The sequence below is a fragment of the Mesorhizobium sp. M0659 genome (assembly GCF_040320605.1).
In the GTDB taxonomy this organism is placed as follows: Bacteria; Pseudomonadota; Alphaproteobacteria; order Rhizobiales; family Rhizobiaceae; genus Mesorhizobium.
The window spans coordinates 97,618-119,051 of the sequence record NZ_JAMYPY010000010.1; the positions used below are offsets into that span (position 1 = coordinate 97,618).

At 62.3% G+C, this 21,434-nt stretch carries 26 protein-coding genes, 1 other RNA gene and 1 pseudogene; 13 read left to right on the forward strand and 15 right to left on the reverse strand.

Annotated features, from left to right (window positions below):
- Window positions 1-49: 49 nt before the first annotated feature.
- Window positions 50-271 (forward strand): 50S ribosomal protein L31, encoded by a 222-nt coding sequence (gene rpmE, locus NKI31_RS17790; protein WP_023668748.1) that lies wholly within the window; start codon window positions 50-52, stop codon window positions 269-271.
- Between the two features lie 187 nt (window positions 272-458).
- On the opposite strand, the gene NKI31_RS17795 is transcribed toward rpmE, so the two are convergent.
- Complete coding sequence (locus NKI31_RS17795) at window positions 459-1,097, reverse strand: TetR/AcrR family transcriptional regulator (RefSeq protein ID WP_352652216.1); 639 nt, start codon at window positions 1,095-1,097, stop codon at window positions 459-461.
- Between the two features lie 117 nt (window positions 1,098-1,214).
- Here NKI31_RS17795 and NKI31_RS17800 point away from each other — a divergent pair, with 117 nt between their 5' ends.
- The gene (locus NKI31_RS17800) at window positions 1,215-2,042 is read left to right on the forward strand and encodes an NAD(P)H-binding protein (RefSeq protein ID WP_023668744.1); all 828 of its coding nucleotides are present in this window, start codon (window positions 1,215-1,217) and stop codon (window positions 2,040-2,042) included.
- 1 nt (window position 2,043) lies between these two features.
- Complete coding sequence (locus tag NKI31_RS17805) at window positions 2,044-2,520, forward strand: anthrone oxygenase family protein (protein ID WP_352652217.1); 477 nt, start codon at window positions 2,044-2,046, stop codon at window positions 2,518-2,520.
- Between the two features lie 33 nt (window positions 2,521-2,553).
- Here NKI31_RS17805 and NKI31_RS17810 read toward each other — a convergent pair whose 3' ends face one another.
- From NKI31_RS17810 to NKI31_RS17825, 4 genes are all read right to left on the reverse strand, one after another.
- The gene (locus NKI31_RS17810; RefSeq protein WP_023668742.1) at window positions 2,554-2,865 is read right to left on the reverse strand and encodes an Rdx family protein; all 312 of its coding nucleotides are present in this window, start codon (window positions 2,863-2,865) and stop codon (window positions 2,554-2,556) included.
- The gene (locus NKI31_RS17815; RefSeq protein WP_352652218.1) at window positions 2,862-3,650 is read right to left on the reverse strand and encodes an RDD family protein; all 789 of its coding nucleotides are present in this window, start codon (window positions 3,648-3,650) and stop codon (window positions 2,862-2,864) included. The genes NKI31_RS17810 and NKI31_RS17815 overlap by 4 nt, the downstream gene beginning before the upstream one ends.
- Before the next feature lie 80 nt (window positions 3,651-3,730).
- On the reverse strand, window positions 3,731-4,480 hold the full coding sequence (locus NKI31_RS17820; protein ID WP_023668740.1) for a YebC/PmpR family DNA-binding transcriptional regulator: 750 nt from the start codon (window positions 4,478-4,480) through the stop codon (window positions 3,731-3,733).
- A gap of 179 nt (window positions 4,481-4,659) precedes the next feature.
- Window positions 4,660-4,983, reverse strand: a complete 324-nt coding sequence (locus tag NKI31_RS17825; protein WP_023829289.1) for an ArsR/SmtB family transcription factor — start codon at window positions 4,981-4,983, stop codon at window positions 4,660-4,662.
- A gap of 51 nt (window positions 4,984-5,034) precedes the next feature.
- Here NKI31_RS17825 and NKI31_RS17830 point away from each other — a divergent pair, with 51 nt between their 5' ends.
- Genes NKI31_RS17830 through NKI31_RS17840 form a run of 3 tightly spaced genes read left to right on the forward strand, consistent with a single transcriptional unit; the run spans window position 5,035 to window position 6,411 of the window.
- The gene (locus tag NKI31_RS17830) at window positions 5,035-5,517 is read left to right on the forward strand and encodes an SRPBCC domain-containing protein (protein ID WP_023684154.1); all 483 of its coding nucleotides are present in this window, start codon (window positions 5,035-5,037) and stop codon (window positions 5,515-5,517) included.
- Between the two features lie 20 nt (window positions 5,518-5,537).
- Window positions 5,538-5,900 carry a VOC family protein gene (locus NKI31_RS17835; protein WP_023726167.1) on the forward strand — a complete coding sequence of 121 codons (363 nt, stop codon included), beginning with the start codon at window positions 5,538-5,540 and terminating at the stop codon, window positions 5,898-5,900.
- Between the two features lie 28 nt (window positions 5,901-5,928).
- Window positions 5,929-6,411, forward strand: coding sequence for an SRPBCC family protein (locus NKI31_RS17840; protein ID WP_352652219.1), 483 nt, complete (start codon window positions 5,929-5,931; stop codon window positions 6,409-6,411).
- Between the two features lie 21 nt (window positions 6,412-6,432).
- On the opposite strand, the gene NKI31_RS17845 is transcribed toward NKI31_RS17840, so the two are convergent.
- The 5 genes from NKI31_RS17845 to ssrS all read right to left on the reverse strand — a co-directional run bounded on the left by NKI31_RS17845 (window position 6,433) and on the right by ssrS (window position 9,588).
- Window positions 6,433-7,194: a TerC family protein gene (locus NKI31_RS17845; RefSeq protein ID WP_023700265.1), complete on the reverse strand. Its 762-nt coding sequence runs from the start codon at window positions 7,192-7,194 to the stop codon at window positions 6,433-6,435.
- A 70-nt stretch (window positions 7,195-7,264) separates the two neighbouring features.
- Window positions 7,265-8,089 (reverse strand): TIGR00282 family metallophosphoesterase, encoded by an 825-nt coding sequence (locus tag NKI31_RS17850; RefSeq protein ID WP_023726164.1) that lies wholly within the window; start codon window positions 8,087-8,089, stop codon window positions 7,265-7,267.
- A 56-nt stretch (window positions 8,090-8,145) separates the two neighbouring features.
- The gene (locus NKI31_RS17855; RefSeq protein WP_352652220.1) at window positions 8,146-8,673 is read right to left on the reverse strand and encodes a DUF3592 domain-containing protein; all 528 of its coding nucleotides are present in this window, start codon (window positions 8,671-8,673) and stop codon (window positions 8,146-8,148) included.
- Window positions 8,674-8,755: 82 nt separating this feature from the next.
- A complete protein-coding gene (locus NKI31_RS17860; protein WP_023698428.1) occupies window positions 8,756-9,340 on the reverse strand; it encodes a 5-formyltetrahydrofolate cyclo-ligase in 585 nt (194 codons plus the stop codon).
- A 92-nt stretch (window positions 9,341-9,432) separates the two neighbouring features.
- A non-coding RNA gene (ssrS, locus tag NKI31_RS17865) (6S RNA) lies at window positions 9,433-9,588 on the reverse strand.
- 149 nt (window positions 9,589-9,737) lie between these two features.
- Between ssrS and NKI31_RS17870 the strand changes: the two genes are divergently transcribed.
- Window positions 9,738-10,577, forward strand: coding sequence for an AAA family ATPase (locus NKI31_RS17870; protein ID WP_352652221.1), 840 nt, complete (start codon window positions 9,738-9,740; stop codon window positions 10,575-10,577).
- 62 nt (window positions 10,578-10,639) lie between these two features.
- On the opposite strand, the pseudogene NKI31_RS17875 reads toward NKI31_RS17870, so the two are convergent.
- Window positions 10,640-12,135, reverse strand: a pseudogene (locus NKI31_RS17875) (MFS transporter).
- A gap of 163 nt (window positions 12,136-12,298) precedes the next feature.
- Between NKI31_RS17875 and NKI31_RS17880 the strand changes: the two are divergent.
- From NKI31_RS17880 to msrB, 6 genes are all read left to right on the forward strand, one after another.
- Window positions 12,299-13,162 (forward strand): LysR family transcriptional regulator, encoded by an 864-nt coding sequence (locus NKI31_RS17880; protein WP_352652222.1) that lies wholly within the window; start codon window positions 12,299-12,301, stop codon window positions 13,160-13,162.
- 58 nt (window positions 13,163-13,220) lie between these two features.
- Window positions 13,221-13,667 carry a GNAT family N-acetyltransferase gene (locus NKI31_RS17885; RefSeq protein WP_023668728.1) on the forward strand — a complete coding sequence of 149 codons (447 nt, stop codon included), beginning with the start codon at window positions 13,221-13,223 and terminating at the stop codon, window positions 13,665-13,667.
- Window positions 13,668-13,702: 35 nt separating this feature from the next.
- Entirely contained in the window at window positions 13,703-13,963 is a 261-nt protein-coding gene (locus NKI31_RS17890; protein ID WP_050485875.1) for a type II toxin-antitoxin system HicB family antitoxin, read from the forward strand.
- 9 nt (window positions 13,964-13,972) lie between these two features.
- Window positions 13,973-15,163 carry a vWA domain-containing protein gene (locus NKI31_RS17895; protein WP_352652223.1) on the forward strand — a complete coding sequence of 397 codons (1,191 nt, stop codon included), beginning with the start codon at window positions 13,973-13,975 and terminating at the stop codon, window positions 15,161-15,163.
- Window positions 15,164-15,179: 16 nt separating this feature from the next.
- Window positions 15,180-15,977, forward strand: coding sequence for an MBL fold metallo-hydrolase (locus tag NKI31_RS17900; RefSeq protein ID WP_352652225.1), 798 nt, complete (start codon window positions 15,180-15,182; stop codon window positions 15,975-15,977).
- Between the two features lie 100 nt (window positions 15,978-16,077).
- Window positions 16,078-16,482, forward strand: a complete 405-nt coding sequence (gene msrB, locus NKI31_RS17905) for a peptide-methionine (R)-S-oxide reductase MsrB (RefSeq protein ID WP_013529102.1) — start codon at window positions 16,078-16,080, stop codon at window positions 16,480-16,482.
- A gap of 62 nt (window positions 16,483-16,544) precedes the next feature.
- Here msrB and NKI31_RS17910 read toward each other — a convergent pair whose 3' ends face one another.
- The 4 genes from NKI31_RS17910 to pyc form a co-directional block, all read right to left on the reverse strand.
- Window positions 16,545-16,856, reverse strand: a complete 312-nt coding sequence (locus NKI31_RS17910) for a hypothetical protein (protein WP_023688926.1) — start codon at window positions 16,854-16,856, stop codon at window positions 16,545-16,547.
- 7 nt (window positions 16,857-16,863) lie between these two features.
- A complete protein-coding gene (locus NKI31_RS17915; protein ID WP_023668723.1) occupies window positions 16,864-17,304 on the reverse strand; it encodes a hypothetical protein in 441 nt (146 codons plus the stop codon).
- Between the two features lie 93 nt (window positions 17,305-17,397).
- A complete protein-coding gene (locus NKI31_RS17920; RefSeq protein WP_023668722.1) occupies window positions 17,398-17,658 on the reverse strand; it encodes a DUF2312 domain-containing protein in 261 nt (86 codons plus the stop codon).
- Between the two features lie 148 nt (window positions 17,659-17,806).
- Entirely contained in the window at window positions 17,807-21,265 is a 3,459-nt protein-coding gene (pyc, locus tag NKI31_RS17925) for a pyruvate carboxylase (RefSeq protein ID WP_352652226.1), read from the reverse strand.
- Window positions 21,266-21,434: the final 169 nt, after the last annotated feature.

Below are 21,434 nucleotides of genomic sequence, written 5' to 3' on the forward strand. Positions count from 1 at the left end.
ACGCAGGCCGCGGGCCCGTCTGTAGCGCCGCAAGCCAGGAAGCACGACAATGAAGGCCGATATCCATCCCGACTACCACACCATCAAGGTCGTCATGACCGATGGCACCGAATACTCGACCCGTTCGACCTGGGGCAAGGAAGGCGATACGATGAACCTCGATATCGATCCGACCACGCACCCGGCCTGGACCGGCGGCCAGCAGACCCTGCTCGACCGCGGCGGCCGCCTGTCGAAGTTCAAGAAGCGCTTCGAAGGCTTCGGCCTCTAAAGTTTACCTGTATCGCTGAATCAAGAACCCGCCTTTGTGGCGGGTTTTTTTGTTGCCGCCAAAGTCAGTCGCTTCAAGCTAACGCGCCGATACCTCCCGCTTGTGGGGAGGTCGGCCCAAGGGTCGGATGCGGTCCGACGCGTCCACCCTGCTGCTTCGAAGCGACCCTTCCCAGAGTGGTGCGAGCCTACCCGTCCACCAATTCCCGCAGCGCCATGCGCTTGTAGGCGGCGACCAGCCTGTCGCCCTCCTGCCGGTCGACCGAGATCGCCAGCCGCACGGCAGCCTCGCCCATCTGCCAGACCAGAAACGCTGTGGTCTCCAGCGCCACCGGATCGGCGCCGGGATGCAGCCGCTTCAGCACCATCGTCAGGAATTCGGCATTCGCCCGGCTGTCGGCGAGTTCGAGCTGGCGCAGCGCCTTGTCGGCCTGGGTGCCCGACCAGATGTCGCGCATCACCGGCTCGGCCAGGAACAGCTGATAGTAGATATCCACCAGCTCCGAAAACGCCTGCCGCAGGCCCTCGGCGTCGACGACATCCTTGAGCGCCGAGGAGATGCAGGCCTGGCTTTCGGCGGTGTATCGCTCGGCCAGCGCCCAGACGATCGCCCGCTTGTCGGGAAAGAACTGGTAGAGCGAACCGATCGACACCGCGGCCCGTTCCGCTACCTCGCCCATGCGCATGGCGTCGCTGCCTTGCTCGGCAATCAGCGCCGAGGCTGCGGCCAGCATGCGCTCGACCCGCTCGCGGCTGCGCTGCTGGGTGGGCGCCCGTCGCGGCGATGCGACCTGCTCCTCAAATGCGGGCGTTGCTGTGTCTTCCATGACGGCCTCCGGTCTCGACAAAATCTGCCAACAAACGGCTTGACTCCCAAAATACGAGGGTTTATCACATTTTGCAAATGTGAGGATTATTCATATTTGTAACAAAGGAAAACCACCATGACCGACACCAAACCAGTCCTGATTCTCGGTGGCACTGGCAAGACCGGCCGTCGCCTCGCCGGGCGGCTGACCTCACAGGGCATTCCCGTGCGCATCGGCTCGCGTTCCGGCAGCCCCCGCTTCGACTGGGAGGTTCCGGCGACCTGGGAGCCTGCCATGCAGGGCGTGGGCGCCGTCTACATCAGTTACTATCCCGACATCGCCGTGCCGGGCGCCGCCGAGACCGTCGGCGCCTTCGCCAGGCTTGCGGTGGCAAATGGCGTCACCCGCATGGTGCTGCTCTCCGGCCGCGGCGAGACCGAAGCCCAGCGCGCCGAAGAGATGGTCAAAGCCTCGGGCGCTGACTGGACGATCCTGCGTTGCGCTTGGTTTTCGCAGAATTTCAGTGAAGGTTTTCTCGTCGAGTCCTTGCGGCAAGGCGAAGTGGCTTTGCCTGTCGGCCCTGTTGGCGAGCCCTTCGTCGATGTCGACGACATCGCCGATGCTGCCTTCGTTGCGCTGACCGAACCGGGTCATGTCGGCCAGCTCTATGAGTTGACCGGGCCGCGGCTGCTAAGCTTCGCCGACGCGGTTGCCGAGATCGCCAAGGCGACCGGCCGCGACATCCGCTATATCAAGATCTCGCATGACGAATTCACCGCCGCGACGGCGGCATACGAACTGCCGCCCGAAATCGCCTGGCTGCTCAACGAGCTGTTCACCGAAGTGCTTGACGGCCGCAACGAGACGCTGACCGACGGCGTCCAGCGTGTGCTCGGCCGCGCGCCGAAAGACTTTTCCGCCTACGCAAATGAAACCGCTGCAACCGGCATCTGGAGCAACTGAGATGATCAAGCTTCTTCCCACCCTCACCATCATCGCTGCAATCGGCTCGGGCGTCGTCGGCGGCGTGTTCTTCGCCTTTTCCAACTTTATCATGGCGGCGCTTGCCCGGCTGCCGGTCCCCCAAGGCATCGCAGCGATGAATTCGATCAACATCACGGTGATCACGCCCACCTTCATGACGGCGCTGTTCGGCACCGGCCAGCTCTGTCTGGTGCTTATCGCCGCCGTTCTCATGGGGTGGAGCCAGTCCGGCTCATACTGGCTGCTTGCCGGTGCCGTGATCTATTTGATCGGCAACCCGATCGTGACCATGGTCTTCAATGTGCCGCTCAACGATGCGCTCGCCGCCGTCGACCCGGCCAGCGCCAATGGCGCAGCCGTGTGGGCGAACCATCTGAATCAATGGGTGATGTGGAACCACGTCCGCACCATCACCGCCATCGTGTCGATGGCCTGCTTCATGTTCGCATTGCTCTGAAAAATGGCACTTCGCAAACGCAAGGACCTCGCCTCAAGCGGGGTCCTTTTGCGTGTGACCCTTGCGGTCGGAATGACCGAGATCGCGGCCCGGATCGATGACGTCGCGCACCAGCTGCTTGAGCTTGGCGGCATCGGGAAAGCCGCCGTCGCGCTTGCGGTCCCAGACCAGCACATCGTTGCAGGAAACGGTGAAGATGCCGCCTGTGCCCGGCACCAGCGTCACTTCACCAAGATCCGTGCCGAAGGTGGAGAGCAGTTCCTGCGCCATCCAGCCGGCCCGCAACAGCCACTGGCACTGCGTGCAATAGGTGATGACCACGCGGGGCCTCTCCGGCACACTCATGTCTGGGCCTCCTGTATGCGCACCGTGGTATTTGCGAATCGATCGTGTATCGGGTCGTCGCCCAGAGCTATGGATATCGCAATCCAGACCGGCCAGATCAGCACCAAAACGAGGGCAGCGGATGCAACCACTATTTCCAGGCTGGAGTAATCCTGCACGCCACCGGGAGCGGTGCCCCAAGCCTGAAAAGCATACCAGCTTCCCGTCAGGACGATCGGTAATGCGCCGAGAAACTTGATAAGTTGCCGCCGAACAGCCTTTCTCGCCGGCAGGCCGGCCCTATGTCTGTCGTCCTCATCATGTACAGTGAGCTCCGTGAGCCGCTTGCCGATTGATTGGCCGGACTTCAACTCCATAATGAGGAGATAAGACGCCAGAGCGATCAGCTCGAGGAAACCCAGGTCCAATGCTGCAGGCCTGAAATTCCCTTGCGAATCCAGATTGATCGAGATGGAGGAGGTTTCTCCAGGCTTTGAGCCCGGCGCCGTACCCACGCTCCATATGGCGACCGGCAAACCGAGTACTGATGTTCTACACACCTGCCAGTCATAACGGGCAAGTGTCGGGGCACCGTGAACCGTACCCTCCTGGCATAGCTTCCAGTTCAGCCAAAAGCTGCCTTTTACGCCACCGTTGGTCAGCAGAAATAGAGCCCCTACGAGCAAATAGAGGGCGATCAGGATTACAAGGTAGTCGATGAGTGCAGCGAGAAACCGTCGCCATATGCCGGGCCGGCGAGGCCAGGCCACCGCATCGGCAAAACTTGCCTCTTTATAGTCGGTCATCGGCCCCCCTGATCACTGACTAATCTATAGGCAGGCCGCCGTCATACAGCAATATTCGCATCCGACTGTATTGCACGGACCTACGCCGCGCTGAGCTTGGCCATGGTCTCGTCGTCGACCTCGAAATTCGCGTAGACGCTCTGCACGTCGTCATCGTCCTCGAGCGTTGCCACCAGTTTCATCAGCGATTGCGCCCGCTCTTCGTCGACCGGGACATTGTTCTGCGGCTGCCAGATCGGCTTCACCGATTCGGCCTCGCCAAGCGAGGCTTCCAGCGCCTTAGACACTTCGCCCATACTCTCGAACGCACAGTAGATGGTGTGGCCTTCCTCGTCGGACTCGACATCATCGGCGCCGGCCTCGATCGCCGCGTCCATCACCTTGTCGGCGCTGCCGGCGGAGGCCGGATAGTAAATCTCGCCGGCGCGGTTCCACATGAACGACACCGAGCCGGTTTCACCAAGCGCACCGCCGGCTTTGGTGAAGGCGGCGCGCACATTCGAGGCCGAGCGGTTGCGGTTGTCGGTCAGCGCCTCGACGATCAGCGCCACGCCGCCTGGCCCATAGCCTTCATAGCGCACCGCTTCGTAATTCTCGGCATCGCCCATCGACGCCTTGTTGATGGCGCGCTGGATGTTGTCCTTCGGCATCGACACCGCCTTGGCGTTCTGGATAGCCAGGCGCAAACGCGGGTTCATCGATGGGTCGGGCGTCCCGCTCTTGGCGGCGACGGTGATTTCGCGCGCCAGCTTGGAAAACATTTTTGACCGCACCGCGTCCTGCCGGCCCTTGCGGTGCATGATGTTCTTGAACTGTGAATGGCCAGCCATGGCACCCCTGTCGTCTTCGGCTAGAGCATCCCGAAGCGAGGTGGTCTCACCTCGTCTTCCCGGGTACTCGAATTCAAATTTCAGAGCCGTCCAAGGTGCAACGCTATGGATGCACGGCGTTCTCTGTCGGAATGGCCGGCTTATAGATAAATCGGCTCAATTCGTCCAGCCGCGCCGGTTCAGCCCTCCAGATCGGATTTCAGCCGGTCGATAATGCTGAGCGCATGGCCGGCATACTGGCTGATCCAGCGGTCGTGGATGTGCTTGATCGGCAGCGCGTTGAGATGGTTCCAGCGCTCGCGCCCTTCGCGCTTTGCCACCACCAGTTCGGCTTCTTCCAGCACCTTGAGATGCAGCATGACGGTGCAGCGATCGATGTCGGGAAACGCCTCGCACAACATGCCGGTCGTCTGCGGCGCATCCTTCAGCCGATCCAGCAATTCGCGACGGCGCGGATGCGCCAACGCCTTGAAAATGTGATCGTCTGCGGTTTGGCTTGACATGTTATGTTTCTATAACATATCGTCGAGCCAATCAAGAAAGGAGCTGTGGATATGTCTCTTGGATTCAGAGTTTCCGGGCGCATCGGCAAACCGGTCGCAGAAGTCTTCGACGCAGTCGTCAATCCGGAGAAGCTCAGCGGCTATTTCACCACCATCGGCGGCGCCAGCGCCCCGCTAGAAGCCGGCATCGGTGTCGTCTGGTGGGGAAAAGTGCCGGTCGAGGTCGATGAAGTGGTCAAGGACAGCCGCATCGTGTTGCGCTGGGATGCCACAGATGCCGACGACAGGCCCGCCTACAAGACACGCATCGAGATGAACTTCGAGCCGCTGGACGATGGCGGCACCCTTGTGACCATTGCTGAATCCGGCTGGCCGGAAGGCGTGGTCGGCCTGCAGAAATCCTACCTCAATTGCGAGGGCTGGTCGCAGATGCTGGCTTGCATGAAGGCCTATGTCGAATACGGCATCAACCTGCGCGACGGCTACTACCGCGGCGAGATGAGGGGCGAGCCGGCCAACGAGACAAACAGATGAACAGCGCAACGGAGCCCGCAATGACCGCGAAGATGACCGGCGGCATCAACATCGCCATGAAGGTGCCGCCGCACCAGTACGAGGCGACGATCGCCTTCTATCGTGATGTCGTCGGCTTGAAGCCATTTACCGCCAAGACGCCAGCCATCGGCTTCGAGCTTGGCCCAAACCGTCTGTGGATCGACGAGGCGCCGATGCTGAGCCAGGCCGAAGTCTGGCTTGAGCTTTTCACCGACGATTCTGCAGCCATTGCGGATCATCTCGCCAAGGCCGGCGTCGTCCGTTGCGACGCGGTCGAGCCCCTGGGCGAAGGCTTTCGCGGCTTCTGGATCGCCAACCCGGCCAGCATCGTTCACATGGTGCGCGAGCCTGACGCATGGTGAGCGCAAACCGGACAAGGAAGGAGCATCGATGGAAATTCACAAAACGCCGACTGCCGAAGCCGGCATGCTGATTAAGCGGCCGGTCGCCGATGTCTTCGAGGCGATGGTCGACCCGGCCATCACCACGAAATTCTGGTTTACCCACAGTAGCGGCCGGCTGGATAGCCGCAAAGAGGTTCGCTGGGAGTGGCGCATGTACGGCGCCTCGGCGATGGTCAATGTCAGCGAGATCGTCGAGAACAAGAAGATCGTCATGCAATGGAGCGATCCGCCGACCACTGTGGTCTGGACATTCCCGGAGATGCCCGGCGCCGAAACGCCTGACGGTGCGACCTTTCTTGAGGTCAGCAATTTCGGCTTCGCCGGCACCGCCGACGAGCAGGTCAAGCAGGCGGTCGGCTCGACCGACGGCTTCGCACTGGTTCTTGCCGGCGCAAAGGCATTGCTGGAACAGGGCCTGTCGCTTGGCCTGATCGGCGACCGTTATCCGAAGGGCGTGCCGGGGCGCTAGGATCGCCCCGATCGCCCAGCCTCAATGCCCACCGCTGGATTTCTTCCTTCGCCGCGCCAGCATGTTGAGGCCCTCGACCAGAGCGGAAAAGCCCATCGCGGCGTAGATGTAGCCCTTCGGCACATGATAGCCCATGCCGTCGGCGATCAGCGTCATGCCGATCATCAGCAGGAAGCCCAGCGCCAGCATGACGATGCTCGGGTTCTTGGCGATGAAGTTGGCCAGCGGCCCGGCCGCCAGCATCATCACGCTCACCGCCACGATCACGGCGATGTACATGATGGCAATCTCGTCGGTCATGCCGACGGCGGTGATGATCGAATCGATCGAAAAGACGAGATCGAGCAGCAGGATCTGGAAGATGGCGCCGGCAAGCGAGATCTGCAGCGTCTCGCCCATCATCGTATCCTTGTGGTCGTCGGGATCGACGGTGTGGTGGATTTCCTTGGTCGCCTTCCAGACCAGGAACAGGCCGCCGGCAATCAGGATCAGGTCGCGCCAGGAAAAGCCATGGCCGAACGCTGTGAACACCGGCGTCGTCAGCTGCACGATGATGGAGATGGTTGCGAGCAGCACCAGCCGCATGATCAGCGCCGCCGAGATGCCGAGACGCCGGGCGCGGGCGCGCTGCGCTTCCGGCAATTTGTTGGTCAGGATCGAGATGAAGATCAGATTATCGATGCCGAGCACGACCTCGAGCACGATCAGCGTCAGCAACGCGACCCACGCGGTTGGATCGGCAACAAATTGAAAATGCGGCGCCAGGAACTCAACGAGCTGCATGGAGGTCGTCCCCTCTACGATCTAGAGCAGTTTCGTCGCCAATTAGGTACTATATTCCACCATATCAATGTCACGACCAGAAGGATGGCGCGGTTTCTTCAAGCCGCGGCCCGCGACGAAACGGCGCGATCTTTTCGGCCAGGCCCGTCCGGTCGGAAATGTCGACGCCGACGCCGCACAATGTCGCCGGTCCGGTCGCCGCCTCGAAGCGGCCTTTCGGCACTTTCGACAGGAAGCGGTTGAGCGGCTCTTCCTTGTCCATGCCGAGCGAGGAATCATAGTCGCCGCACATGCCGGCATCGGACATGTAGCCGGTGCCGCCGTTGAGGATCTGGTGGTCGGCCGTCGGCTGGTGCGTATGGGTGCCGATGACGAGGCTGGCGCGGCCGTCGACGAAATGCGCGAAGCACATTTTCTCCGAGGTCGCTTCGGCATGGAAGTCGATGACCACGGCATCGGCCTGCTCGCCCAGCGGACAGGCGGCCAGCTCGCGCTCGCCGGCCTGGAACGGATCGTCGAGCTCGGGATGCATGAACACCCGGCCCATGATGTTGGCGACCAGCACGCGCGCGCCGTTTTTGGCGATATAGACGCCGGAACCGCGCCCCGGCGTGCCCTTGGGGAAGTTGGACGGGCGCAAGAAGCGCTCCTCGCGCGGCGCGAAGACCAGTGCGTCGCGCTGGTCCCAGACATGGTTGCCGGTGGTGACGACATCCGCACCGGCGGCGATGGTGTCGCGAAAAATGTCTTCGGTGATGCCGAAGCCGCCGGCGGCGTTCTCGCCATTGACGATGACGAAGTCGAGTTTGAAATCCGAGATCAGGCCGGGCAGTTGTTCCCACACCGCCGTACGTCCCGATTTGCCCACCATGTCGCCGAGGAAGAGAAGTCTCATGCCCACTTCTATCCAGAGGCACGGACGCTAGGCAAGCGCTACCCGGGCGATTGGCGCTAACGCCGGCCGAAAGTACCACGCTGCTGTTGAGACGGCTTTGCGCTCGCGCCCGCGACGCGAACTGCCGAAGGCATCATTGGTGACGCCGGCGGTGCGGCGCGTCCGCGCAGCCAGAAGAACCAGACGTAGAAACCAGTGAACCCACCAGTAGCGGCCAGGAGCAACAGCCCGCCGCGCCAGCCCTTCATCGCCGCGGTATCGAGGATAGATGGATTGGCAGGGTTGTAATACAACTTCACCGCGTCGCCTTTGGACGCCGTGTAGAGGCCGATGTCCTTTCCCTTGCCGGACCACGTCATCGGTGCATCGTTCGCGACATAGGTGACAGCGACGTTGATGCCTTTCGCGGTGAGGCCATTACCCTGGGCTTCGCTGTAGGAACTGACATCCGTCACTGTGGCAACCGTCTGATGCCAGGCGAACTGGTGGTGCAGGGCCGTTCCGGAAATGTGCAATGCCATCGCGAACAGCGTTACCGCGATGAGGACGAACGGCATCAGCAGGAAGCGTGCGAAGACAAACATGATGGCCGCCATCGGCTCGGACTGTGTTGCCGGAATACTATCCGGCACGTCTTGGAAACGCGTTAAGCGGGATCGCGGTCTTTTAAGCGATGTCGAAGCGGCGCAAACCGCTCTCGGTCAGTATTTCCGGGATGATGACGTCGTGCGCCTCATCCGGCACCAGACCCACCTCCTGGCAATCGAAAGCGATGCCGATCAGTCGTGGCGGCTGGCCCTTGTCGATCAGCCTGGCGATGGCGCGGTCGTAATAGCCGGCGCCATACCCGATGCGATGACCGCGGCTGTCGAAGGCCGCGAGCGGCACCAGCATCACCGCGGGATCGAGAACCTCGGCCTCCGCATGCGGACCGACCGTGCCAAAACCCATCTCGACCATCGGCGCGCCGCGCACCAGTTCGCGAAAGACGATGGTGGTCTTGTCGAGGATGGCCGGCAGGCAAAGCCTGGCCCCGTTCTCGCGCAAGGCGAACATCAGCGGCCTGACGTCGACTTCCGATCGCATCGGCCAGAAAGCTGAAACGATCTGACCCGGCTCGATGGCGAGGTGGTCGCGCGCCGTCTCGGCCATTTCAAGCGCGATCTCCACCCGCCACAGCGGATCGAGCGCATCGCGACGGCCGAGTGCCTCGAGGCGCAACTGCTTTTTCAGGTCTTTGGGAGATGTCATGCGCGGACGATAGAAAAGGTCGGATCTGGGTGACGTTTCATGAGCGACGTTTTCTACCACATCATCCGCCAAACTGGGCGGATAGAGGTAAGTGACGATCCACACAACCGGTGGAGAGAGCGATCCCGGGAACCTACAAAGTAGGTGGGCGCCGTATGAGAAAACCCACGGGTCTTCCCAGGGACAGCTCCCTAAGGATCGTTAAGGCCCCGGGGAAAATGTTCTCCTGCCGGGAAGCGCAGACCGCCAAGCCCAATATAGGCGGCTGGTCGGTCAAGCGCTAGTGACATGAGCCGATGTTTCCATTTCGATCTCACACGCTTTGGTCGCAGCCGGCTCGCCCTTGCACAGGTCAAGCAGCGTCCTTACGGTCGCGCTGATGAACCGAGGAGCAAGTATGCGTTTCGAAGGCACGGCGGCCTATGTCGCCGACAAGGATCTGATGGTGGCGGTGAACGCCGCGATCGCGCTGGAGCGGCCGTTGCTGGTCAAGGGCGAGCCGGGCACCGGCAAGACCGAGCTTGCCAGACAAGTGGCGTCAGCCCTCGGCCTCGATCTCATCGAATGGCATGTCAAGTCGACCACGCGGGCGCAGCAGGGACTTTATGAGTACGACGCCGTCTCGCGGCTGCGCGACAGCCAGCTTGGGGACGCCAGGTTCAACGACATCAAAAACTACATCAAGCGCGGCAAGCTCTGGGACGCCTTCGCGGCCGGCAAGAAGGTCGTGCTGTTGATCGACGAGATCGACAAGGCCGATATCGAATTCCCCAACGACCTTTTGCAGGAACTCGATCGGATGGAGTTCTTCGTCTACGAAACCGGCGAAACGATCCGCGCCGCTGTGCGCCCCATCGTCATCATCACTTCCAACAATGAGAAGGAACTGCCCGACGCCTTCCTGCGCCGCTGCTTCTTCCACTACATCCGCTTTCCCGATGTCGACACGCTGCACAAAATCGTCGACGTGCACTATCCCGGCATAAAGCAGAATTTGGTGCGTGCTGCCCTGACCCAGTTCTACGAGATCCGCGACGTGCAGGGGTTGAAGAAGAAGCCGTCGACCTCCGAGGCGCTCGACTGGATCCGCCTGCTGGTCGCCGACGACATCGCACCCGAGGATCTGCGCGCCGACCCCAAGAATGCGCTGCCGAAGCTGCACGGCGCACTGCTCAAGAACGAGCAGGACGTGCATCTGTTTGAACGCCTGGCCTTCATGGCCAGACGGCAGCGGTGAGGATCGAGGGTTGGCTGACAGCTACGGGCGGCTTTGGCCGCTTACTCCGCGGGAGCAAAACCTCACTCCTGCGGCGCGACGCGCTTCGGCCCGAAGATGACGAAGCCGATGACCGACAGGGCGAGAACGCCGATCCCGCAATAGAGCATGACCCAGCCGAAACCGTTGACCAGGGCGGCATGCACGATGGCGCCGGATGGGTCGAGGGCTGCGAGCTTCGGCGTCCCCTGCGCAAGGTCCTCCAGATTGCCGGTGGCGACCCTTTCCGCCAGTGCCCGCAACTCATCCGGCTCCAAAGCCGCGCCGAGTGTGGCCCGCAGGTGGGAAACGATACCTTGCGTCAGAAGCAGGCCGAGCACCGCGATGTTGATGGCAAGCGTGATCAGGCGTGCGCTGATATCGATGCCGGACGCCATGCCGGCGCGATCCGGCGATACCGCGCCGGTCGTGGTATTGGTGGTCGGCGAATTGGTGAGACCGATGCCGATGCCGGCAATCAGCGTGCCGGGCAGCATGGTCAGCCAGGTGGCGCCCTCGAGCCCGGAGCCGATCCACATGGCGATGAAACCGATCCCTAGCGTCAGCAGACCGAGCGGGATGGCAATTCGCGCCTGATAGCGCGCGCGCAGGCGCTCGGCGATCGGCGGCATCACCATGAAGGGCAGCGTGTAGACGAGCAACAGCAGGCCGGTCGTCGTGCTGTCATAGCCGAGAACGCCCGAATAATAGATCGGCAGATAGATGATGAACGGCCAGTAACTGAAATTCATGCCGATGGCGCCCATGATCGCGCCGGAAAACTGGCGGATGCGGAACGCGGAGAAATCGAACATCGGATAGGGATTGACCCTCTCGGCCACAAGGAAAGCGATGAACGCAGCCACGGAGGCTGATATCACGCCGATGCGGGCGCTGGTCCCGAGATCCGCACCCTGCGTGATCAGATAGGAGAAGCCGAACACAGAAGCCGACAGCGTCAGCATGCCGGCCCAGTCAAGCTTCTGGGCGTTGTGATCGCGCGATTCGTGACACCGGCGCCGATAAAGGCGAGCGCCAGGATCGCCAGCGGCACGTGGATGAGGAACACCCATTGCCAGTTCGACAGCGCCACGATCAAGCCACCGATGGCGGGCCCGAAACCGAGCCCGATGCCTGAGACGACGCTCCAGGCGACGAAAGCCTTGCCGCGTTCGCGGCCGTCCTGGAACTGGTGAGACAGCACGGCGACGCTGCAGGTCAGCATCGCGCCGCCGGCGAGGCCTTGCAGGAAGCGGGCGGCTATCAGCAGTGCAGCACTCGGAGCCAGGCCGCACAGCAGCGAGGCGAGGCTGAAGGCGACGGTGGTGATCACCATCACGCTCTTGCGGCCGAAACGGTCGGCCAATGTCCCCGTCGCCATCAGCACTGTCGTGCAGGCGATGGTGTAGGCATTCATGATCCACTGCAAATCCCTGAGATTGGCGGCGAGCACGCTTTCCAGTTTCGGCAGGATCACCGGCACGCTGGAGATTTCGAGCCCGAACAGCAGCGACGCCAGGCACACGCCGGTGAGCGCTATGGTGTTCCGTTAAATTGGCATATCGATCTCTTTCCAGCCGAGCATGAGGCGCTCTTCAAACCGCGACCAGTTTGAGATAGAGGAGACTCGACCATGAAAAAAGGCTATGCTCGGCTATATCAGAAATGACAAAACGGAATGATTGGCCCAATGGAGTGCTGCGATGACCAGTCTTGATGTGGACGCCGTACGAACCTTTGTGATGGTGGCCGATCTGCAGAGCTTCACCCAGGCGGCCACGGCGCTGGGCAGCACCCAGGCGACAATCAGCGTCAAGCTGCGCCGTCTTGAGGAAAAGCTCGGCGCGCGATTGATCGAAAGAACGCCGCGCCGCGTCAGCCTGTCGGCACGAGGCGCCGTCTTCCTCCCCGCCGCGCGCGACTTCCTTGCCGCGCACGAGCGCGCCATGGCGGAGTTTGCATCAGCACCGTGCCGGCTTGCGCTCGGCTTTGTCGATCATGCCGCCGGTCCGGCGCTGTCCATTCTGATTGCCCAGCTCCATGCGCACGATCCATCGCTGACGCTCAGTTTGAGGATCGATACCAGCACGGTGCTCAAGGAAGCTTTCGATCACGGCGAGCTCGACGCGGTTATCGTGCACCGCGAAGGCGACAGCCGTCCTGGCCGGACCTTGTCGCGCAACCACTATGGCTGGTTCGCCGCACCTTCCTTCGAGTGGCAGCGCGGAACGCCGTTGCGCCTCGCGCTCTTAAGCACCGTGTCCAACTGTCCGGATCGTGTGCGGGCGGTCGAGGCGCTGGACAAAGCAGGCATCGCCTGGGAGGAGGCCTTCGTCGGCGGCGGCGGCGCGGCCGTCAACATTGCGATATCGGCGGGCTTTGCCGTTTCGGCGCTGGCTCACTGCGTCGCTCCGCCCGGCCTGATCGAGGTTGGCCGCAAGCTCGGCCTGCCGTCGCTTGACCCCTCCGAAGTGGTCCTGCATTCGCACAATCTGGCGCCGCGGGCGCGTGACGCGCTGCAAATGCTGGCGACCGCATTTCGCGAGTACAATTCGCCGGTGGATTAGGCGATGGTGTTTCCGATCTGATTCCGCCGGAATCCGATAAGGCTTTGGAGGAACCGAAATGACCGAGATCACCGTCCGCCCGCTGGCGCTGGCCGACCATGCCGACTGGCGGCGGCTGTGGACTGCCTACCTCACCTTCTACGAGACCAAGCTGCCGGACGAGGTCTACGACATCACCTGGAAACGACTGTTCACGGAAGGTGAATTCGAACCGAAGGGGTTTATCGCCACGCTCGACGGCAAGGCGGTCGGCCTGACCCATTATCTCTATCACCGCTCCGGCTGGTCGGAGAAAAACAACTGCTACCTGCAGGACCTGTTCGCCGACCCTGATGTGCGCGGCAAGGGCATCGGTGCGGCCCTCATTGAAGCGGTCAAGCAGGAAGCCGGCAAGATCGGCGTCAAGAACGTCTATTGGATGACCCACGAAACCAACGCCACAGCGCGCAAGCTCTACGACCATGTCGCGCGGCGGACAGGTTTTATCGAGTATGATCTGCTATGATGCGAGCGCGATCGAAATAACGCGGAAGGAGCCGAATGATCCGCTATGTCGGAATCCTGGATGGCAGTGACGGCGTTTGGGGAGTGCGGATGCCCGATCTCGCCGGCTGCCACGGGGCCGGCGCAAACCCGGCGGAAGCGATAGCCGATGCCGCCTCGGCTATGCGCGAATGGGCGGAAGCCCGCATCGCAAAGCACTTGCCCATGCCCAACCCACGTACTGTGGCAAATCTTCTGCAATCCGGCGAAATCGACAGTGCCCGTGGCGACTCCGCCGTGACCGTTCGGCATAGATAACGGCAAACCATGTTCCTCCCCTTCTTTCTCGAACTAAAGGCCGCGCGCGTTCCCGTTTCGCTCAGGGAATATCTGTCGCTGCTGGAAGGGCTAGAGGCCGGGCTGGTCGACTATGACGTCCAGGGTTTTTACTACCTCGCCCGCGCCGCGCTTGTGAAGGACGAACGCCATATCGACCGCTTCGACCAGGTGTTTGCGCATGTCTTCAAGGGGATCGAGGCGCTCACCGGCCCCGATGCCATCGGTGTCGCCAACATCCCTGAGGAATGGCTGCGCCGGCTCGCCGAAAAGCACCTGACCGAGGAAGAGAAGAAACTGATCGAGGCGCTCGGCGGTTTCGACAAGCTGATGGAGAAACTGAAGCAGCGGCTGGAGGAGCAGAAAGGCCGCCACCAGGGCGGCTCGAAATGGATCGGCACCGGCGGCACTTCGCCTTTCGGCGCCTATGGCTACAATCCCGAAGGCGTGCGCATCGGCCAGCATGAAAGCCGAAATCGCCGTGCGGTGAAAGTCTGGGACAAGCGCGAGTTCAAAAATTTCGACGACGCCGTCGAGCTCGGCACCCGCAACATCAAGGTGGCGCTGAAGCGCCTGCGCCGCTGGGTGCGCGAGGGTGCGGAGGAAGAGTTCGACCTGCCCGGCACCATCCATGCCACCGCCGAGCACGGCTATCTCGATGTGCAGACGCGCCCCGAACGGCGCAACGCCGTGAAGCTCTTGATGTTCTTCGATGTCGGCGGCTCGATGGACGACCACATCAAAAGCGTCGAGGAGCTGTTTTCGGCCGCCCGCGCCGAATTCCGCCGGCTCGAATATTTTTACTTCCACAACTGCCTTTACGAGGGCGTCTGGAAGGACAACCGTCGCCGGCATGCCGAGACCATCCCGACCTTCGATCTGCTTCACAAATACGGCCCCGACTACAAGGTGATCGTCGTCGGCGATGCCTCGATGAGCCCTTACGAGATCGCGCATCCCGGCGGTTCGGTCGAGCATTGGAACCCGGAAGCCGGCAGCGTCTGGCTTGGCCGGCTGCTGCAGCAATGGCCGAATGCGGTCTGGCTGAACCCCGAAAACCAGAAAAACTGGGGCTTCACCCATTCGATCGCGATGATCCGCCATCTCTTCGGCGGCCGCATGTTCCCGCTGACGATGGCGGGGCTGGAAGCCGCGACCAAGCAGCTTTCACGCAAGCATTGATATGAGAGGAAAACCGATGACCTGCTTTCTTTGCCCGCAATGCGGCGTCCAGTTCGCGGCAACGCAGACCCCTCCAGAAAATTGCCCGATCTGCGAGGACGAGCGGCAATATGTGCGCTGGGAAGGCCAGGCCTGGATCACTGGGGAAGAACTCTCTGCCGGGCATAGGCTTGTGATGAAGGACGATGCCGGCGTTCTCGCTTTCGGCATCGAGCCGCGCTTTGCTATCGGCCAGCGGGCGCTGCTGGCGCAGACGCCGCACGGCAATGTGCTGTGGGATTGCATCTCGATGGTGAGCGACGAGGCGGTAGCCGAAATCAACCGTCGCGGCGGCCTGGCCGCGATCGCCATTTCGCACTGCCACTATTATTCGGTGATGGTCGAGTGGAGCGAGGCGTTTGGCGGCGTGCCGATCTATCTCCATGCCGACGACCGCCAGTGGATTATGCGGCCGCACAACGCCATCGTCAGCTGGGCGGGCGAGACGCTGGCCATAAACCCGTCGCTGACACTCGTGCGTTGCGGTGGCCATTTTGCCGGCGGCCAGGTGCTGCATTGGAAACGCGATGACGGTAACACCCTGCTGTCCGGCGACATATTGCAGGTGACGCCGACGCGTCGCCATGTCAGCTTCATGTACAGCTATCCGAACTACATTCCGCTCAATGCGCCGGCCGTGCGACGCATCGCGGCGGCACTTGAGCCTTTCGAATTCGACGACATCTACGGCGCGTGGTGGCAGCAGAACATCATCGGCGGCGCAAGAACGGCATTTCATGCGTCGATCGCCCGCTATCTTCAGGCGATTGGGTAGGAGCTCGGCTGAAAATGCGAGCAAAACACGTAACAAACGCCTATCTCTAAGCGAATATAGCTTGCAACCAACAACAAGCCGCCAAGGCTGAGGAGATCAAATGGACACCCACACCTACCCTGTCACCCGCACCGACGCCGAATGGCGCGCCCGCCTGACGCCCGAGCAATATGCGGTCATGCGCGGCCATGGCACCGAACGGCCCGGAAGCTGCGCGCTGCTCTACGAAAAGCGCGCCGGCACCTTTTCCTGCGTCGGCTGCGACCAGCCGCTGTTCGAATCCAAGCTCAAGTTCGAGAGCGGCACCGGCTGGCCGAGCTTCAATGATCCGGTGCCCGGTTCGGTCGAAAACACCGTCGACCGCAGCTACGGCATGGTCCGCACCGAATGCCACTGCGCCCGCTGCGGCAGCCATCTCGGCCATGTCTTCGAGGACGGCCCGCCGCCGACCGGCCTGCGCTATTGCATCAACGGCGTGGCGCTGAAATTCGAGCCGGCGGCTTAAGCCGCAGCTTGACCACCATCTTCAAAGGGCGGCTTCGGCCGCCCTTTTTCGTGTCAATCTTCTCAGACAACCACCACCAGGATCAGCCAAAGCGTAGCCCCGAGCGTCATCAACGAAGCCTTGGCGCCACTGGATTTTTCCGTGGTTCGCCAGACGGCAAAGGTCAGAAAGATGTTGTAGGGCACGGGCGCGAAATGCACCGCCAGGACGACGGCGAGCGGCAGCTTCAAGCCGAGCAGAATGAGCGCGGCCACCGACGAGGCGATGTTGATCGCCGTGCCGACAAGGACTAGATCGCGCCAGAACAACCGCTCGACCGGCACCGCGCCTTGCCAGCGCGAGCCGAAGAAGGATCCGATGCTTTGCACCAACACCTGATAGCTATCCCTCTCCCAGCACGTCGGTGACGGCGCGCTCGAAGCGCGAGCATTCCGTCACCAGCCAGTCGGCCATGGCCGGCCAGTTGTCCTCGGCATAGCAGTTCACCCGCCACATCGAATTGATGCCGAGGCCCTCGCAGCTCTGCTCCGGCCTGAGCTTCAGCCAGTCTTCGATTGCCGGTTGGAACGGCTTCAGCCGCGACCAGACCCCGGTCGCGCCGAACTTCTCGTTACGGCCGAAAAAGACGCCAACTTGGCTTTGCGCCGGCGCGACATACATGGACAGGACCAGAGCGAAGTCAGGCAGCCCGCGCTGCCAGAACCAGGGTCCGCGCCGCGCCATGGAAGCGCGTTCCTCCGGATGCCGTTCGGCGAACAGCGCCCAGAAGCTGCGTTGGCGGAATTCAGAGGCGCGGCGGGCGCCGAAGTCGAATTCGCTCATGGTTCGATGCCCGTTCCAGCATCATTCCTTGGCCCGAGACTGTTTCGAAATTCGCTCTGGCGATATCAGCCGGAGTAGAATTTCCAGACAGCCTTACACCATGCCGAGCGCGGCCTTGTAGAGATCGAGGATGGTTTCCTCTTCCTGGCGCTCGGCCTGGTCCTTCTTGCGCAGCCGGATGATCGACCGCATCGCCTTGGTGTCGAAGCCGGTGCCCTTGGCCTCGGCGAACACTTCCTTGATGTCGTCGGCGATGGTCTTCTTTTCTTCCTCGAGCCGCTCGATGCGCTCGATGAAGGCGCGCAACTGGCCGGCGGCAACAGTCTGGCTGGTATCTGTGATGTCGTCGGCCATGTTTTTTCTCCACTACTTTTTCGCACCGCGATTCTGGCGCGGTAAATTGGAGCGGGTTCGATGCCCGAGCAGGCGCGGCGGGTCAAGCCATTATCGGCGCTTCGTGAACGGCTGCTGCCAGCCGTCCCCAGTGTGATGGATCCGCGCGTCAGCCAAACGCGATCAACAGATCCTTCGCATCGATCTGATCGCCGGCCTTGACCAGCACTTCGGCCACTGTGCCGTCGCGCTCGGCATGCAGGGCCGTCTCCATCTTCATGGCTTCGATCGACAACAGCACGTCGCCGGCCTTGACAGCTTGGCCGGCGGCAACCGAAAGGGCGGAGACCACGCCCGGCATCGGCGCGCCGACATGCGCCTCGTTGCCGGGCTCGGCCTTGCGCCGAGCCTTGGCCGCCGAGGCGCCATGCGCCCTGTCCGGCACCCGGACACGGCGCGGCTGGCCGTTGAGCTCGAAGAACACGGTGACCATGCCCTTCTCATCGACGTCGCCGATCGCAAGGCAGCGCACTACAAGCGTCTTGCCTTTTTCGATGTCCAGGAAGATCTCATCCTCGGACTTCATGCCGTAGAAATAGGTCGGCGTCGGCAGCACACTGACCGGCCCGTAGGTTTCCTGCGCGGCGGCGAAGTCGGTGAACACCTTCGGATACATCAGCCAGGAGGCGAATTCGTACTCCGAGAGCTTGCGCTCCAGCTTCTGCTCGATCTCCCTGCGGCTGGCCTTGAGGTCGGCTGGCTTGAGCAGCGAGCCCGGCCGTACGGTGATCGGCTTGGTTTCCTTCAATGCCTTCTTCTGCAGCTTCGCAGGCCAGCCGCCGGGCGACTGGCCGAGATCCCCGCGCAGCATCGAGACGACCGAGTCCGGGAAGGCGATGTCCTTGGCTGGGTTTTCGACGTCGGCAACGGTCAGATCCTGGCTCACCATCATCAGCGCCATGTCGCCGACCACCTTGGACGACGGCGTCACCTTGACGATGTCACCGAACATCAAATTGACGTCGTGATAGGCTTGTGCCACCTCGTGCCAACGCGTTTCCAGCCCCAGCGAACGCGCCTGTTCCTTGAGGTTGGTGAACTGGCCGCCCGGCATTTCGTGCAGATAGACTTCCGAGGCTGGCCCCTTGAGGTCGCTTTCGAAGGCGGCATACTGGTTGCGCACCGCTTCCCAGTAGAAGGAGATTTTGCGGATCCATTGCGGATCGAGGCCGGGATCGCGCTCGGTTCCCTTCAGCGCCTCGACGATCGAGCCCAGGCAAGGCTGCGAGGTGTTGCCGGAGAAGGAATCCATCGCCGCGTCGATGGCGTCGACGCCGCTTTCCACGCCGGCCAGCACCGTCGCCGCCGACAGGCCTGACGTGTCGTGGGTGTGGAAATGGATCGGCAGGTCGGTCGCCTCGCGCAGCGCTTTGAACAGCACGCGGGCGGCAGCCGGCTTCAAAAGCCCGGCCATGTCCTTGACGGCGATGATATGGGCGCCGGCGGCCTGCAATTCCTTCGCCAGCCCGACATAGTATTTAAGGTCGTATTTGGCGCGCGCCGGATCGAGGATGTCGCCGGTGTAGCAGATCGCCGCTTCGACCAGCTTGCCCTCGGCGCCCACCGCGTCCATGGCGACGCGCATATTCTCGACCCAGTTCAGGCAGTCGAATACGCGGAACAGGTCGACGCCGCCGGCCGCCGCCTGGCTGACGAAATGTTGCACCACATTGTCGGGATAGTTGGTGTAGCCGACGCCGTTGGCGCCGCGCAGAAGCATCTGCAGCAAAAGGTTGGGGGCCGCTTCGCGCACTTTGCTCAGCCGCTCCCACGGATCCTCGGTCAGGAAGCGCATGGCGACGTCGAAAGTGGCGCCGCCCCAGCATTCCAGCGACAGCAGCCGCGGCAGCGCCCGCGCATAGGTGCCGGCAATGCCGGCAATGTCATGCGTACGCATGCGGGTGGCGAGCAGCGACTGGTGGCCGTCGCGCATCGTCGTGTCGGTGACCAGCACCTCTTTTTGCTCACGCATCCAGGCAGCGAATTTCTCCGGCCCCAGCGTGTCGAGCTTCTGCTTGCTGCCATCAGGCACATTGCCGTTGAGATAGGGCACGACGGGCGCTGCCGCATCGGCCTTGGGCATCGGACGGCCGCGGGTTTCGGGATGGCCGTTGACGCTGACGTCGGCCAGATAGTTGAGCAGCTTGGTGGCTCGATCCTGCCGCTTCACCTGCGCGAACAGCTCCGGCGTCGTGTCGATGAACCTGGTCGTGTAGGAATTGTCGGCGAAGCGCGGGTGGTTGATGATTGCCTCGAGGAAGGTGAGGTTGGTCGCCACGCCGCGGATGCGGAACTCGCGCAAGGCCCGGTTCATGCGGGCGATCGCCTCGGCCGGTGTCGGGGCCCAGGCAGTCACCTTCTCCAGCAGCGGATCGTAAAAGCGGGTGATGACCGCGCCCGAATAGGCGGTGCCGCCGTCGAGGCGGATGCCGAAACCGGCGGCTTCGCGATAAGCGGTGATGCGGCCGTAGTCCGGAATGAAACTATGCTCCGGATCCTCGGTCGTTATGCGGCACTGCAGCGCGTGACCGTTCAGCCTGATATCGGCCTGCGCCGGCACGCCCGACTCTTTCGTGCCGATGGCAAAGCCGTCCAGTATGTGGATCTGCGCCTTGACGATGTCGATGCCGGTCACCTGCTCGGTGACGGTGTGCTCGACCTGGATGCGCGGATTGACCTCGATGAAGTAGAATTTGCCGGTGTCGGCGTCCTGCAGGAATTCCACCGTACCGGCGCCGATATAGCTGGTCTCGCGCGCGATCTTGAGCGCATAGCCGCAAAGCTCCTGGCGCAATGCCTCGCTGAGATAGGGCGCCGGCGCCCGTTCGACGACCTTCTGGTTGCGGCGCTGGATCGAGCAGTCGCGCTCGAACAGATGTACAGCGTTGCCATGCGTGTCGCCGAGCACCTGGACCTCGACATGGCGAGCGCGCTCGATCAGCTTTTCGAGATAGACCTCGTCCTTGCCGAAGGCGGCCTTGGCCTCGCGCTTGCCTTCCATCACCTCGCGGGCGAGGTCGGCTTCCGCGCGGATGGCGCGCATGCCGCGCCCGCCGCCGCCCCATGATGCCTTGAGCATCACCGGATAGCCGACTGTCTTGGCGAGCTGCTTGACTGCTTCCATGTCGTCCGGCAGCGGTTCGGTTGCCGGCACCACCGGCACGCCAACCTCGATGGCCAGATTGCGCGCGGCGACCTTGTTGCCGAGCCGGCGCATCGTGTCGGGCTTCGGTCCGATGAAGGTGATGCCGGCCTCGGCGCAGGCATCTGCGAATTCAGGGCTTTCCGACAGGAGGCCATAGCCCGGGTGGATGGCGTCGGCGCCGGACAGCCTGGCGACCCGGATCACTTCCTCGATCGACAGATAGCTTTCGATCGGCCCCATGTCCCTGGCCAGATGCGGCCCGCGCCCGACTTGGTAGCTTTCATCGGCCTTGAACCGATGAAGTGAATATTTGTCCTCCTCGGCCCAGATCGCCACGGTTTTGAGGCCGAGCTCGTTTGCCGCGCGAAAGACGCGGATGGCAATTTCGGACCTGTTGGCGACGAGGATCTTCGTGATGGCCAAGGAAGGAGGCTCCGGACAGGGAGGGATGGGGCGGAGGCATGATTAACGCGAAAATGCTGCAGTGCAACCAAAATCGAGGAGAGATTAAACCGATTTAAATGCGATTCTAGCACCACGGCTCGAAAAGCTGCGTGCGATTGGCGCCGCGAGGTGACGCTAATTGTCGTGC